11 protein-coding genes are annotated in these 14,270 nt (G+C 44.6%); 6 read left to right on the top strand and 5 right to left on the bottom strand.

Annotated features, from left to right (window positions below; all coding sequences use genetic code 11):
• Positions 1–276: 276 nt before the first annotated feature.
• From JGK11_RS28425 to JGK11_RS28435, 3 genes are all read right to left on the bottom strand, one after another.
• Positions 277–966: a response regulator transcription factor gene (locus JGK11_RS28425; protein ID WP_293186405.1), complete on the bottom strand. Its 690-nt coding sequence runs from the start codon at positions 964–966 to the stop codon at positions 277–279.
• Positions 963–2,417: a HAMP domain-containing sensor histidine kinase gene (locus tag JGK11_RS28430; RefSeq protein WP_293213812.1), complete on the bottom strand. Its 1,455-nt coding sequence runs from the start codon at positions 2,415–2,417 to the stop codon at positions 963–965. Before JGK11_RS28430 ends, JGK11_RS28425 begins: the two co-directional genes overlap by 4 nt.
• 365 nt (positions 2,418–2,782) lie before the next feature.
• A complete protein-coding gene (locus tag JGK11_RS28435) occupies positions 2,783–3,394 on the bottom strand; it encodes a cupin (protein WP_293186401.1) in 612 nt (203 codons plus the stop codon).
• Between the two features lie 429 nt (positions 3,395–3,823).
• Between JGK11_RS28435 and JGK11_RS28440 the strand changes: the two genes are divergently transcribed.
• The 6 genes from JGK11_RS28440 to JGK11_RS28465 all read left to right on the top strand — a co-directional run bounded on the left by JGK11_RS28440 (position 3,824) and on the right by JGK11_RS28465 (position 11,618).
• Positions 3,824–4,378: a thioredoxin domain-containing protein gene (locus tag JGK11_RS28440; RefSeq protein ID WP_293186399.1), complete on the top strand. Its 555-nt coding sequence runs from the start codon at positions 3,824–3,826 to the stop codon at positions 4,376–4,378.
• A 217-nt stretch (positions 4,379–4,595) separates the two neighbouring features.
• Positions 4,596–5,441, top strand: a complete 846-nt coding sequence (locus tag JGK11_RS28445) for a cytochrome c biogenesis protein CcdA (protein ID WP_293186397.1) — start codon at positions 4,596–4,598, stop codon at positions 5,439–5,441.
• Between the two features lie 183 nt (positions 5,442–5,624).
• A complete protein-coding gene (locus JGK11_RS28450; RefSeq protein ID WP_293186395.1) occupies positions 5,625–6,371 on the top strand; it encodes a YHS domain-containing (seleno)protein in 747 nt (248 codons plus the stop codon).
• Positions 6,372–6,582: 211 nt separating this feature from the next.
• A complete protein-coding gene (locus tag JGK11_RS28455) occupies positions 6,583–8,856 on the top strand; it encodes a glycosyltransferase (RefSeq protein WP_293186393.1) in 2,274 nt (757 codons plus the stop codon).
• 32 nt (positions 8,857–8,888) lie between these two features.
• Positions 8,889–9,590: a DUF4079 domain-containing protein gene (locus tag JGK11_RS28460; protein ID WP_293213815.1), complete on the top strand. Its 702-nt coding sequence runs from the start codon at positions 8,889–8,891 to the stop codon at positions 9,588–9,590.
• Between the two features lie 297 nt (positions 9,591–9,887).
• Complete coding sequence (locus JGK11_RS28465) at positions 9,888–11,618, top strand: NAD(P)H-quinone oxidoreductase subunit 4 (protein ID WP_293186389.1); 1,731 nt, start codon at positions 9,888–9,890, stop codon at positions 11,616–11,618.
• A 2-nt stretch (positions 11,619–11,620) separates the two neighbouring features.
• On the opposite strand, the gene JGK11_RS28470 is transcribed toward JGK11_RS28465, so the two are convergent.
• A complete protein-coding gene (locus JGK11_RS28470) occupies positions 11,621–11,905 on the bottom strand; it encodes a hypothetical protein (RefSeq protein WP_293208304.1) in 285 nt (94 codons plus the stop codon).
• A gap of 497 nt (positions 11,906–12,402) precedes the next feature.
• Positions 12,403–14,046, bottom strand: coding sequence for an NB-ARC domain-containing protein (locus tag JGK11_RS28475; protein WP_293186387.1), 1,644 nt, complete (start codon positions 14,044–14,046; stop codon positions 12,403–12,405).
• Positions 14,047–14,270 lie beyond the last annotated feature (224 nt).

A 14,270-nucleotide genomic window follows, 5' to 3' on the forward strand; every position in this document is an offset into this window, starting at 1 on the left:
TTTCTTAGGTACGTAGTTGCGCTTCAGCGCTCAAGCACAACCACGTACCTTTTTGAATATGCCAGTTGCGTAATTTCGGTAGAAAAATGTTTTCTTACACCAGTTGAAATACCCGGTTTATCAGATTTTTTGTGCGTAACTCATATAGCCCTTCTCAGATAGATGAGGTATGACTTTCATGGGATTGTTTGGTGTGTAACTCGCTTAGTGTATAATCACCATAAGAGCGCTGAAGCGCAACTACGTACCTTTTTTGCGCGTAATCCCTAACTAAAATTAGGAGACGGCGCGATGCTCTCGCAACACGTAGCCAACTCCTCGAACCGTATGCAGCAGCCGTTTTGAGTTATTTGCTTCTAACTTAATCCGCAACGCCCGAATATACACTTCAATAATATTTGACTCGCCCATAAAATCGTAACCCCAGACTTTTTCTAAGATGCGATCGCGCGTAATGACTTGACGGGGATTCCGCAGCAAAAATTCCAACAAATCAAACTCTTTTGCCGTGAGTTCAATTAGTTGATTTCCTCGATAAACTTCACGGGTTAAACAATTTAAGATTAAGTCTTCAAATTCTAAGCTATCCGGGTCATTTGGTTGAGTTCGGCGCAGGCGTGCTTTCACCCTCGCGAGGAGCTCTTCCATACTGAAAGGCTTCGTTACATAATCATCAGCGCCAGCATTTAATCCCGTTACGCGATCGGGTACTTCATCCTTTGCTGTTAATATAATTATTGGTACTTGCACGCCAGTCGATCGCAATCTCAAACAAATATCCAATCCAGAGATACCCGGAAGCATCCAATCTAAAATCAACAAATCCGGTTCAGCCGTGCGGGCGAGGGTTAATCCATCCAATCCGTTGGGGGCGACAGTGACGTGATATCCTTCTAGAGTAAGTTCAGATTCGATGAACTTTGCCAGTTTCGGGTCATCTTCAACAAGGAGAATGCGATCGCTCATAGCTGCGGATTCCAAACAGGTAAGGTGATAGTAAAAATACTACCTTCTCCCGGTTTAGAGCGGATCGCGATACGTCCTTCCATACCTTCGATCAGGCTTTTGGCGATCGCCAATCCCAACCCAGTACCGTCTCTAGAGCGCGTCATAGACTCATCCACCCGGTAAAACCGCTCGAAAATCCGTTTTTGGTGTGGCAGAGAAATACCAATGCCGCGATCGCGCACATGAACCATCACCTGCTGTTCCCTCTTTTCTAAGACTAACTCAACAGGTTGTTCGGGAGCAGAATACTTAATAGCATTATCAACTAAATTAATTAAAACTTGTTGTAAACGATCCTGATCCGCACAGGCGACAACATCCTCATCATTTGACACCAAAATAACTTGCCGATTGCTAACCTTTGCACTCATTTCTGCCACCTCCGCCACCAGAGTATTCAGAATCACCGGATGCAAACGAAAGTGCAAATTGCCACTATCAGCCCGCGCCAAATCCAGCAAATCTTCTAACATCCGAATCGTGCGTTCAGTTTCACCAACCGCCGTTTCCAGTGCTTGCTGCTGATAGTCGCTTAAATTAGTGCTGCGCCGCAGCAAACTTTGTAAATAACCAACTACCACCGTCAGGGGAGTGCGTAATTCATGGGAAACATTACCCACAAATTGGCGCTGTTGCTCCCAGGAACCGGATAATCTAAACAACATTTCATTAAAGGTTTGTGCAAGTCCTAAAATCTCATCAGGAGCCTGATGCAGTTGGAGTTTTGCCGCCTGCAAATTATCAGCAGACAAAGTGCTAGCAACCTGACTCATCTCTTCCAGAGGGGCCAGAGCATGACGTATGCGACTGGCGATCGCCACGATCAACACTAAAATTACCACAACACTGACCATAATTAAACTCCGAATCCCATCATTTAACTCATGTTGCTCGTCCGTGATATCTTGAGAGAAATATACCGTACCCAACAACTGATTTTTAATCCTCAGAGTTGTGCTACAGATTACCAAATAGCGATCGGCAACCCGAACAAAAGTCGGCTCAGCAGGTACTTCCGTCAACGAAATCATCTTCGTAATCTTAGAAGATTGCATATCCATATCAGGTGAATTCACCAACAGCATCCCATCATTGCGCTTCACCCACACCATAATTCCCCCTGTCGAAGCTTGATGAACGCTGCGGCTTAAACCAATTTCTAGAGAACCCATTTCACTATAAAGTTCCACCTGTTCGGGAAACCGGATTCCAATATATTCCAGCGTTTTTTTATGAGCAACTACTAGATTTTGCGATCGTTGCCAGCCAGCCCAAAATGCCACACTGCTAAGTCCTAAAATCGATAGTACCAGCAATTCCAGAGTCAAGCGAAACTGAAGCGAAGAAGTAGAAAATCGCTTGCCCTTGAGATTGTCAATGGTTGCTCTTAATTGCCGAATACGCTTCATTGTTTAGTTAGGAGTAGCGAGGGATTAACGAAAAGTCATAAACCATATTTTTGACGAAAAGACACGTTTAGACCATAATATAAGCTAAAAAACCCGGTTGATTGGATATGAGTCCTAGGGTGCGTAGCCTGCGAAAAATCCTAACTAAAGATTGATAATCTCGCAGCGACGCACCTGACAAAAACCGGGTGCATCTGGTTTTTAAAGAGAGCGAACCATGACCGCATATAAGTTATTAACGCAGATGCACCCCAAACACCTCTGGTACTCATGCAATTTTATCTCTTAAAATTATCTGCATTTATCTGTGTTGCATCTGCCTTTCATCTGCGATCGCTCAATCGCTCAATCCCGAAATTTATCCCTTAAAAAATCTCCGCAGTACCTTTAATCTGATTAAATTCAAAGCGTCGAGCATAATCTGTTTCACCATAAAGATTAAAACTAATAGTTGGTTCATCTCCCAGCGCTTCCACATGATGAATCGCATCGGGCATCAAGCACAAAATGTCACCCGGTGCAAGCAAAATATCTCCCACTGTTTGAATTTTATCGGGAAACTTCGGAATTGGCGATCGCCTCCACAAAGTATTTTTCTCCTCTCCACCCAGTAGCGCCACCAGTCCCCAACTAGCATGATTGTGAATTGGAGAAACAGCACCCGGAGCCCAAGCCACCAACTGCACAGTCAGAGGAAAAAACGGTTCATCATAAAGAGTTTGTACCGCCCATCCCGTCTCCGAGTCAGGTTCGAGAAGAGCAATTTGCAGCCAGGAAGAACTATCTAACAACCTGCGAACCAGGGGACAAATTGCCTGGAGTCGTAAATAATCATCACTAATTTGGTCTAATACATCTTCCAAATCAGTTAAAAAGCGATAAAGTCGGTAGGGATGAGTCAAATCTTCAATTTGACTGGTATCCTCAGAAACACGGTATTGTCCATCATTAGTCACAAACAAGTTTTTTCCTGTCATCACTGCTCAACTCACTGTTAAATGACTGCACTACTAAAAAATAGTCATGGTTAATCTCCACTCTATAAGACCTTCCTGGCAACTAGATGATATTTTCCTAAATAAAAGATGAATTTTAGCTGAAGACGCGAATCAATTAATCTCAAACTTTAGACAAAAGCGCCAAAGTTGAGAAGCATCTTGAAATTATCTGCCTTAATCTGCCTTAATCTGCCTTAATCTGGGGTTGACCAATTAGCAACCACTCATGATTTTATCTAAAATCTATCCGATCTTCATCTTACGCTCATATTTCTCTAAATTAATGCTGTTAATCTCAAGTCACAGAGGCATAAGTTACTCTCGGTCTCAATTCAGATTCAGGATTGAAACTCCAAGAGTTTTCTATTCGCCTTCTTGTACATAAACCCTAGATTTTGGAGATTGAATATGCGTAAACCAGCATTATGGCTCAGCTTGTGTCTAAGTAGTTTGGTAGTTACAGTATCGCTGGTGACTGCAACGACACTCAATACCTCTGCTATAACTAATAGTGCGATCGCACAAACCAACCCCTGCGCTTCCAAAAACCCCTGCGCTTCCAAAAACCCCTGCGCTTCCAAAAACCCCTGTGCATCAAAGCAAAAAAACGTAGGAGGCCCGCTAGCAAAAGAAGTGCAAGGAAAGCCCGTCGTAGTTGACGTTTATGCAGCCTGGTGTGCTGGCTGCAAAAACATTGCCCCTACGCTTTCCCAACTGAAACAGCAATATGCAGGAAAAGTGAATTTTGTGGTGCTAGATGTGACAGATAAATCAACCACTTCTCAAGCAGAGGCAAAAGCGAAACAGTTAGGACTCAGCCAATTTTTCGCATCGAATAAGTCTCAAACGGGAAGTCTAACCATCATCGACCCTGCCACAGGAAATATTCTAGCACAGCATCGCAACAATCCCAACAAATCTGCCTATACAACCGTGCTCGATCAAGCGCTTGCTAAAAAATAGCTGCTTGCAGGTTATAGGTAAATCGATCGAACAGGATTTACGCATGATAAGAGTGCATAGGCGAGATCGAAAACCGGGTTTTTACGAAATTTATGCGTCTAAAACATCAAATTAGCTAAAAAACTCGGTTTTTTTTATATGCTGTTACACAGTAATATTTGTTTTCGCCAATCTACTTACTTTTGCGTAAATCCTATTAAATATTCTAGGAGAAGCCATGACAGATATTCAAAAGCGTGAACCCCAAGATAAAAGTACCAAAAATTTTAAATCTCCGAATAAATGGCTATTTTTGGGTGGATTGGCATTACTAGGGTTAGTGCTGGCACTGGCGTTCGCAGGCCCGTTTTCTCAGGCAATTGAACATCTGATTTCGGTAACTGAAAACAACTATCAGCAATGGTTCAGCCAGCAAGATACAGCTAACCCACTGGTATTGTTTCTCCTAGCCTTTATCGGTGGTTTAATCGCCAGCATTTCACCCTGTATTCTGGCAATGTTACCCGTTAACTTGAGTTATATTGGTACCCGAAATATCACTTCCAAGCGAGATGCTTTTCTTAAAGCCAGTTTGTTTGTGTTGGGAGTTGTGACAATTCTCAGTTTTTTCGGGCTGGCATCCTCATTTGCCGGGGCTGTCATGGTAGACTACCGGGGCTACATCAATATTGTTGTAGGAATTATCATTTTTATCATGGGTTTTAGCTTGCTAGGAATTGTGAAATTGCCTTTACCGGGAATCAATATAAATGCTTCAAATTTGGGACCATATGGGGTAGGAGTGACTTTTGGTTTGGTGAGTTCTCCTTGCGCTAGTCCGGTTTTATTTGCTGTGCTGGCAGCGGGAGGGGCTACTGGTTCACAATTGCTAGGAACCTTGACCATGATCTGTTATGCTCTCGGATATACAAGCATCATCTTTCTTGCCAGTCTATTGACTGGTTTTGCCAAGCAAGCTAAGACTTTGATGCAGCATTCCGAGTCGATTCTGAGATTTGGTAGTGTCGCTCTAATTTTGACAGGTTTGTATTACATGATTGAGGGTGTTCGCTGGTTTTTTTAGCAACTTATGAGAATTTTATCTCCGATCCAGTTCTTCCTCATTTAGGACTCATTTTCTTGAGTGTTAATGTAAATAACCTCAAGTCTTGAAGATAACTAACTGTCAGCAGAGTTGCCAGAGAGTAAAAAAATCAAGCAAATATCAGGTCTGAAATTACTAACAATTCATCTGGAGATTAAACACATGAAAGTAAAATACATTACCACGATCGCCATTGCCACCATTTTAGGCTTGGCAACAGCTAATGTTAGCTACGCCAACTTCAAGGCTTCCACCAACTTAAACTCTACAACCGTTTCATCCAAGATTGCAGAAGCCAATCCTTGCGCTGGAAAAGCCAACCCTTGCGCTGGTAAAAATCCTTGTGCTGGTAAAGCCAATCCTTGTGCTGGTAAAGCCAATCCTTGTGCTGGTAAAAATCCTTGTGCTGGAAAAGCCAATCCTTGTGCTGGAAAAGCCAATCCTTGCGCTGGTAAAGCCAATCCTTGCGCTGGTAAAGCCAATCCTTGTGCTGGAAAAAGCAGCACAACAACTGTTCATCCTAAGTATTACACCGAGAAAGGTGTGGCTCTTGATGGTCAGGATGTTGTAGCCTATTTCACCCAAGGCAAATTAGTGATGGGAGTTAGCCAATTTAAACAGAATTGGGGCGGAACAACTTGGATATTTGCTAGTGCAGCCAACCGCGATATGTTTGCCAAAAATCCTGAAAAGTATGCTCCTCAATACGGTGGATATTGCGCTCAGGCTGCCAGTGAAGGCAATCTTGTTGCAACCCAGCCTGATGCCTGGAAAATTGTTAATGGGAAGCTTTATCTCAACTACGACAAGAAAGTACAGGCACAGTGGATGGGTGATATTCCCGGTCACATTGCTTTAGCAAACAAGAATTGGCCGACTATTCTGAATAACAAAGAACTGTTTCGTTAACTTCAAATAGGACTTAGGGCGGGCGGGACGCCCATCCCACAAGAAAATGTCTGGTGGCACAGGCATCTTGCCTGTGGCCCCTTCGGGCAAGGGCGGGCGGGACACCCCACAACAAATTTGACCTCTGGTGGCACAGGCATCTTGCCTGTTCCTAAGAGGGCGGGCGGGACGCGCACCCCACACCCGTTCATACATTTTCCTCAAAAAAAATATGACTTCATGGCTGAATTCTTTGGGCTGGCATCGTCGAGACAGTGCCCGCAGCAACCGGATACCGATCGCCACCCTCGTCATGTTAGGTTCAGTTATCCTAACCGGTGGAGTGGTTGCAGCTTGGTTTTCGGGTAACGGCACTCTCTATCATCTATTTGCCAAACTCCAATCGATGCAGAATCATCCTCCAATGTGGCTGGAAGTGCCAATGGTAATGGGGGAGTCTTTACTAACACCTACGATCGCTCTGCTGGCTATTGCTTGGCTGATTATGCGTGTTTCGCCCGTACCCCGAACCTGGTCGCGGGTTGCAGTCATCGGCATTTTGTTGGTGTTGGTGACTCGCTATCTGCTGTGGCGATCGCTCACAACTTTAAATGTATCCAATCCCTTAGATGGAGTGTTTAGCATTGGGTTGTTTCTCCTAGAACTTTTCCTCTTGCTGACCAATATCCTTCAGTTATTTTTGATGTTGCGCGTCAAGGATCGGCATTCAGAAGCGAATCGGTTGGCGATCGATATAGTTGAGGGTAGATTCACACCAGCAGTTGATGTTTTGATTCCCACTTACAACGAGCCTGCCTATATTCTCAAACGCACTGTTATTGGTTGTCAAGCCATCGACTATGCCAATAAAAAAATCTATCTCCTCGATGATACGCGCCGTGAAGAAATTCGGCAAATTGCAGAGGAATTAGGGTGTGAATACCGCACTAGAGCTAATAATCACCATGCAAAAGCCGGGAATTTGAATCATGCTTTGACTCATACTCAAGGAGATTTCATCGTTGTTTTTGATGCCGACTTTATCCCTACCAAAAACTTTCTGATTCGCACCGTTGGTTTCTTCCAAGATCCGAAAGTTGCCCTGGTTCAAACGCCTCAAAGTTATTACAATGCTGACCCGATCGCCCGTAACTTAGGTTTGGATAATGTTATTGCGCCGGAAGAAGAGGTTTTCTACCGCCAAATTGAACCGCTCAAAGATGGCGCCGGCAGTGTAGTTTGTTCTGGAACCTCCTTTGTTGTCAGGCGCAGCGCCTTAGAAGATGCCGGAGGATTTGTTACCGAATCCCTCAGTGAAGACTATTTCACAGGGATTAAACTTTCTGCTAAAGGCTATCGCTTAGTGTATCTCAACGAAAAACTCAGCGCTGGTTTAGCAGCAGAAAATATTTCTGCTTACGCCACTCAACGGCTGCGCTGGGCGCGCGGAACTTTACAAGCTTTTTTTATTGATTCCAATCCGCTGACTATCCCCGGATTAAACCTGATTCAGCGACTCGCGCATTTAGAAGGACTCCTGAATTGGTTTGGTAGCATTCCGCGTATCGGCTTTCTGTTGATGCCCTTAGCTTATTCCTTTTTGGGTGTGATTCCCATCCGAGCTACTGTTCAAGAAATGCTGTACTTTTTTCTGCCCTATTATTTGGTGCAGTTGACGGTTTTCTCCTGGTTGAATCATCGAGCGCGATCGGCATTACTCTCTGATATTTATTCACTGGTACTGGCATTCCCGCTGGTTTTGACCGTCTTTGGGGTGATGCTGTCTCCCTTCTCCAAAGGATTTAACGTCACAGCCAAAGGCACTGTGAGCGATCGCTTTTCGTTCAACTGGAAATTAGCGCTACCGTTGCTGCTATTATTTATTCCCAATGCCATCAGCCTGTGGCACGTTCTGGGAACCTGTTTGATTCAATTTCAGATGCACGCCTCAGAGCCGGAAATCATCCAGCAGCTCAAAGGGTTGGGGATTGGTTGGATTTGGAGCACCTACAACCTTTTAATTATCAGCATTACGCTGTTAATATTGTTAGATGCTCCTAAGTCCGATCGATACGAATGGTTTGATTTGCGTCGATTGGTACGGCTGGCGATCGACGGACAAATCTTTTGGGGCGTGACTACTTTTATTTCTGAAGTGGGAGTTCATCTAGAGATTACTCAAGCCGGATTCCCTGCGCTGATTCCAGGAGAAATGCTTTCAGTCAAGCTCAAAATTATGGAAGAAAATTTGAGGCTGCAAGGAGAGATAACTCGGGTAGATTTTAGCAATGAATTTCCCTCGGTACAGATTCGGTTTGATGAATTGGCTTTGCCGCAACATCGATGTCTGGTTGAGATGTTGTTTTGTCGTCCGAATCAATGGAAACGCTCTTGCGCTCCTGGCGAGTTAAAGTCTCTATTCCTGTTATTTGGGATTTTATTGAAGCCTCGGGTTTTGTTCGATCGCACTCGGGCGATCGATTTCGTCAAAATCTCAAAAATTTAGTTTGATCCAGTTTAAAAACAAAAAGGTGCTTTATGGAAATTAAAGATTTTCTGGCTTTGCTGCATCCTGTTTTAGCTGTGGCGATCGTTTTTCCAATGCTGGGCATTGTGCTGAATATGGCTTGGCAAACTAGGCAGCGCCGCCAGCAAGTTGCATCTGGAGATAAGAGCAAAATTCCCCCTGTAGTCGGCGGCGAACACGTCAAAGCAGGTAAAATTCTGTCGGGATCTGTGGTAGGAGTAACTCTGTTGGGTCTGGGCTACCCAATTTTCGATCATATTTTGAGCAAGGATGTTTGGAGCAAAAACTCGTTTCAGGTAATTTTCATTATTCTGATGTTTGTTGCTACGATCGCCTCTTTGGTCATGTTATATCGATCGACACCTGCTATGTGGCGGGGCGTATTTGCGACTCTGACGGGTGCTGGCTTGGTGATTCTTGGCGCTCAAGATGGCGTTTTTCGGCGCACCGATGAATGGTATTGGTCTCACTACTACATTGGCATCACCGCTGCGTTGCTGATGGTTTTCTCCCTGGCCATCGTTCCAGACATTTATAAAGATCGATCGAATCGCTGGCGCACGATCCATGTCATCTTGAACTCGATCGCTGTATTGCTCTTTTTGGGACAAGGAATGACCGGAACCAGGGATTTGTTGGAAATTCCCCTGAGTTGGCAGAAACCCTATATCTATAGCTGTGACTTCCCCAATAAGACTTGCCCAAAGCCTTGAGCGATCGCATTACTTGGACAGTCCTGGACACAACTGGCACTCTGATAGTGGTTGATTTTAGGTACGTAGTTGCGCTTCAGCGCTCTTTCATGTTGTGGAAAAGAGCGCTGAAGCGCAACAACGTACCTTTTCATGTAAAAAAAATTAATCTGAAAAAACTCTTGACATTTGCCGCAGCTTATGGGTAGATTTTTCCTCCCGGTATTCGTAGAAAAAAATATTTGCAAATCTTAAGTTTTTATTAAATTAAGTATTACAATAGTGGTAACTTTCAACTAAGTATTTATTCTCAATATCATGATAGCGGATCAATTTCCTTGGCTGACCGCAATTGTCATGCTACCCCTCGTAGCTGCCCTCGCCATCCCTTTTCTGCCCGATACAGACGGCAAAACTGTGCGTTGGTATGCCCTGGGCGTAGGCATTGCAGATTTTGTATTAATGTGCTGGGTGTTTTGGACGCACTACGATCCGAGCATCTCCACTTTCCAAATCGTCGAGAAATATTCCTGGATACCCTCTTTAGGCCTCAACTGGTCTGTTTCGGTTGACGGATTGTCAGTTCCGCTGGTGTTATTGGCGGGATTGGTGACGACACTATCTATTTTTGCTGCATGGGAAGTCGATCGCAAGCCGCGACTTTTCTACTTCCTAATGCTGGTGATGTACTCGGCACAAATCGGAGTATTTGTCGCCCAAGACATCATGCTGCTGTTCATTGTTTGGGAATTAGAACTAATTCCGGTGTACTTGCTAATCTCGATTTGGGGCGGACAAAACCGTCGCTACGCAGCCACCAAATTCTTGATTTACACCGCCGGCGCTTCTATCTTTATTCTCGTCGCTGCCTTAGCAATGGGATTCTACGGCGGAGGAAACGTTACCTTCGACATGGTAGAACTGGGCTTGAAGGACTATCCGCTAGGTTTAGAAATCCTACTTTATGCGGGATTGTTTATTGCCTTCGGCGTGAAACTCGCGATTTTCCCCTTTCACACATGGCTGCCTGATGCCCACGGTGAAGCATCTTCTCCTGTGTCGATGATTCTGGCCGGCGTGCTGCTGAAAATGGGCGGCTACGGACTGATTCGCTTGAATTTGGAACTTCTTCCGAAAGCACACGTTTACTTTGCACCGATTATGGCGGTGCTCGGCGTAGTTAACATTATCTACGGCGCGCTGAATTCCTTCGGCCAAACCAACATGAAGCGCCGACTTGCGAATTCGTCGATTTCTCACATGGGATTCGTGTTGTTGGGTATTGCTTCCTTCACGGATTTGGGAATCAACGGGGCGCTGCTGCAAATGATTTCCCACGGTTTGATCGCCTCAGTATTGTTTTTCCTGGCTGGCGTGACTTACGATCGCACCCATACCATGATCATGGACGAGATGGGCGAGATTGGAAAAGTGATGCCAAAAGTGTTTGCTTTGTTTACAGCAGGCGCGATGGCTTCTTTAGCACTCCCCGGGATGAGCGGTTTTGCTAGCGAATTATCAGTTTTTGTGGGCGTCGCAACTAGCGATATGTACGGTACTTCTTTCCGCGCAGTAATAGTGTTCCTGGCGGCAGTGGGACTGATTTTGACACCGATTTATTTGCTCTCGATGCTGCGACAGTTATTTTACAACTGTGGAACATTGGCAGCTTGCGATCTAGAAGATCTAGATTTGCGGAATCAGCGAAACAATCTGGATGAAGCGGTTTGTTTCGGTAATAGTTGCGTTTTGCCTGGTGATGCAAAGTTTATCGATGCTCAACCTCGCGAAGTGGCGATCGCATTTTGCTTCTTGATCCCGATTGTCGGCATTGGTTTTTATCCGAACATGGCGATGCAGGTTTACGACGCGAAGACTGTGGCTGTTAACGCCGAAGTCCGCCAATCTTACACCCTCATCGTTCAACAAAATCCTCAGATTTATGCGAAGGGATTTTTGGCACCCAAAATTGCACAGGCTCCAACAGTACCTGCTTTGGGCAAAATTACCGGATCTGAATCTGCATCGGTTTTGGGTATTGTCAAATAATTTTATCCAATTCTGTTTTTGCTGAAAATTGGGCGATCGCTTTTGTTAAAGGGCGATCGTTTTTTTGTTGCATAAGGCAGTTGACAGTTGACAGTTGACAGTTGACAGTTGACAGTTGACAGAATCGTAGGGTGCGTCGCCATCGAAAATTTATCGGGAAAAATCGACAATCTCATAGATCCGCACCACGCACCGGGAGCATCAAGCGCGATCGCACTATCATAAAAAATGCTTTTTTCAAAAATGAGATGCTCCCGACGCACCTGAGACTTCTTGCGCTCATTCACAAACTATTTTGATTTGAAATGAATCTGCGTCGATCTGTATTTATTTGATTGACATTTGCGGTTGACCTATCATATCATTTCATTTCAGGTCGATCGCCATAACAAAAACGGTTCGTAGTGCGGACTTAAGTCCGCAGCCGGAGAGCGGACTTAAGTCCGCACTACGAACCGATGAAGTTTATTATACGATTGACAAAAACTATGGCGGCAAAACAATTTTTTCCCTTGTTTTCTCAAATATCGTTTAAGGTGCATCGCCGTCAGATTGTCGATTGAATTTACCAGAAATAATTGGTTGAAAGCCGGAACACGAGTGAGGGAGAAATTTAAATCAGACTATTCATTACTCCAATCCTCTTCCTTCTAGGTAGATGTCGCTCTCAAACTGTCAACTGTCAACTGTCAACTGTCAACTGTTGAAGGATTTTTTAGGGCGACACACCTACAAATACTATTGCAGTATTTTGCATAATTGGTGTAATTTGCCGGATCTGATACTAGCGCCGAATTCCTAAAATAATCTGAGCTAAATTTTCCCTAGCATATCCCACCTCAAGCATCGATTTATCTTCCAGCCCCGAGGCAACTTTCGTCAGGATATTTAGCGGTTCTTCCGAACCTACAGTTTTCAGAAACAACACTTGCAGCCGATTTTTAACTAATTCTACAATTGAGCGACTGCGAGCCTCTTTACTTTCTTTTTGTTGAGCAACACTCCTACTAAGATTGTGAGTTTTTAACAGCCACATTCTTTCTATTCCTTGCATTTTGACGGTCTCCAAAACCTCCGCTTGAATCTGCTCGACTAATCTTTCACTTACATATTGCACGATTAAAGGCTTCAGCCTAAAAACAGTTTGCCCGCTCTCACTTATTTTTTCGATTAGAAAGCGACGGCCGAGAGAATCGAGATTTTTTACCAAATCAGAAAGAGACGAATTGACTAACATCTGCTCTCGCAAACTCGCTAGGGAAATCGGACTTTGAGCAATAGCCAGCCAGTAGGAAATCTCTTGTTCTGAATTTGACATTCGATCGAACTGCTGCGCGAGTAAATTGCTGATGTGTTCTTCAATAAATAACGCCGTCGCTTCCAAAAACTTGACAACATTTCCTTCAAAAAACTCGTTAATCGTTGTTGCCACAATCTTGATTGCTAACAGATTGCCTCCGTACCGGGCTAACAAGATTTCCCATTCTCTATCTTGGGCGGACAAACCTTTTTCTTTGAAAATATCTCGGGCTATTTCCTCGGAAATAGCAGGCTTTAAAAACCGCACTTTTTCTCCAGCTAGCAAAGCCATTTCCGTAGGTTCTTCGGCACTAACTAGGACAAAACAGCTCTGGTGATTGACTTCACACAGCCGCACAATTAAATCTCGATATCCTTCACAGCCTTCGCGGTAATGTCCCGCTAGTTCTTCTGGTTTGAGCACTGCTTCAAAATCGTCTAAAATTATCAGACAGCGCTGCTGGCGCAGATACTCGACTAGGCGCGAAATTTTGCCGTTAAAGTCGATCGCCTGCGAGGGCTCCGCTAACGGCAGAGCGGACTTTTGTTGGTTAGCAAAAAGTTGAATTAAGCTAGTGAGGAAGTCGGATGCTGTTGGTGCCGATCGCAGCGATCGCCAAATCACAAAATCAAACTCATGCTGTACCTGTTTTGCCAACTGCACCGACAGAGTTGTTTTCCCACTACCAGCCAAACCCAGCAGCGCTACTACGCGACAATTATCGGATACAATCCACTGCTTTAAAGTAGTTAATTCTTCAGTCCGCCCGTAAAAAACTGCCACATCCGGTGCTTGGTCCCAATCTTCTTGTCGCCGTCCTATCGGCGTTTTGAATAGAGATCCTTTACCTTGACTAAAATCAATCGAGCCCTGCTCCGTGTGGTAAGAAAATAGCAACTGATGCCTCAATTCCGAGAGCTTTCCAGGGCCATTCCCCGCGATCTGAAACTTTTTGTAAACTTCGCCTAGTCTTTTGCGAACGGCGATATCGCTGATGCCAAGCTTGGTTGCGATGGTAGCCGTAGATTGACCGTCGAGAGCCATAAACACAGTCTCTAACTCGGCATCTGTGACACCGCGCTCTTTCGCGATCGTTTGCACAAAGTTTTGAGGAATCGGAGTAGTCAAGGTAGGAATCTCGCCTGTACTAAAAATCTATCTTCTATTATATTCTCTGAGTTCTCGCGGGCAAACAATTGAATGCGTCAATTTTCAGCTTGCTTGTCGGTCTTGGAGGGCCGTTTGAGATATTTATAGCTGGTAAAAGTATAGTCATCTATTACATGACATGGGAGGCTTCCAGTCCCTCCCCTTTCGCTTTCACTTCGAGCGGATTGACCCGCCTTGGCTGA

The sequence above is a fragment of the Microcoleus sp. PH2017_34_RAT_O_A genome, assembly GCF_020737885.1.
Classification (GTDB): Bacteria; Cyanobacteriota; Cyanobacteriia; order Cyanobacteriales; family Microcoleaceae; genus Microcoleus.

Bases quoted from the DNA above. Each gene is read 5' to 3' on its own strand.
- JGK11_RS28425 (WP_293186405.1), bottom strand. From the start codon at position 966: ATGAGCGATCGCATTCTCCTTGTTGAAGATGACCCGAAACTGGCAAAG.
- JGK11_RS28430 (WP_293213812.1), bottom strand. From the start codon at position 2,417: ATGAAGCGTATTCGGCAATTAAGAGCAACCATTGACAATCTCAAGGGC.
- JGK11_RS28435 (WP_293186401.1), bottom strand. From the start codon at position 3,394: ATGACAGGAAAAAACTTGTTTGTGACTAATGATGGACAATACCGTGTT.
- JGK11_RS28440 (WP_293186399.1), top strand. From the start codon at position 3,824: ATGCGTAAACCAGCATTATGGCTCAGCTTGTGTCTAAGTAGTTTGGTA.
- JGK11_RS28445 (WP_293186397.1), top strand. From the start codon at position 4,596: ATGACAGATATTCAAAAGCGTGAACCCCAAGATAAAAGTACCAAAAAT.
- JGK11_RS28450 (WP_293186395.1), top strand. From the start codon at position 5,625: ATGAAAGTAAAATACATTACCACGATCGCCATTGCCACCATTTTAGGC.
- JGK11_RS28455 (WP_293186393.1), top strand. From the start codon at position 6,583: ATGACTTCATGGCTGAATTCTTTGGGCTGGCATCGTCGAGACAGTGCC.
- JGK11_RS28460 (WP_293213815.1), top strand. From the start codon at position 8,889: ATGGAAATTAAAGATTTTCTGGCTTTGCTGCATCCTGTTTTAGCTGTG.
- JGK11_RS28465 (WP_293186389.1), top strand. From the start codon at position 9,888: ATGATAGCGGATCAATTTCCTTGGCTGACCGCAATTGTCATGCTACCC.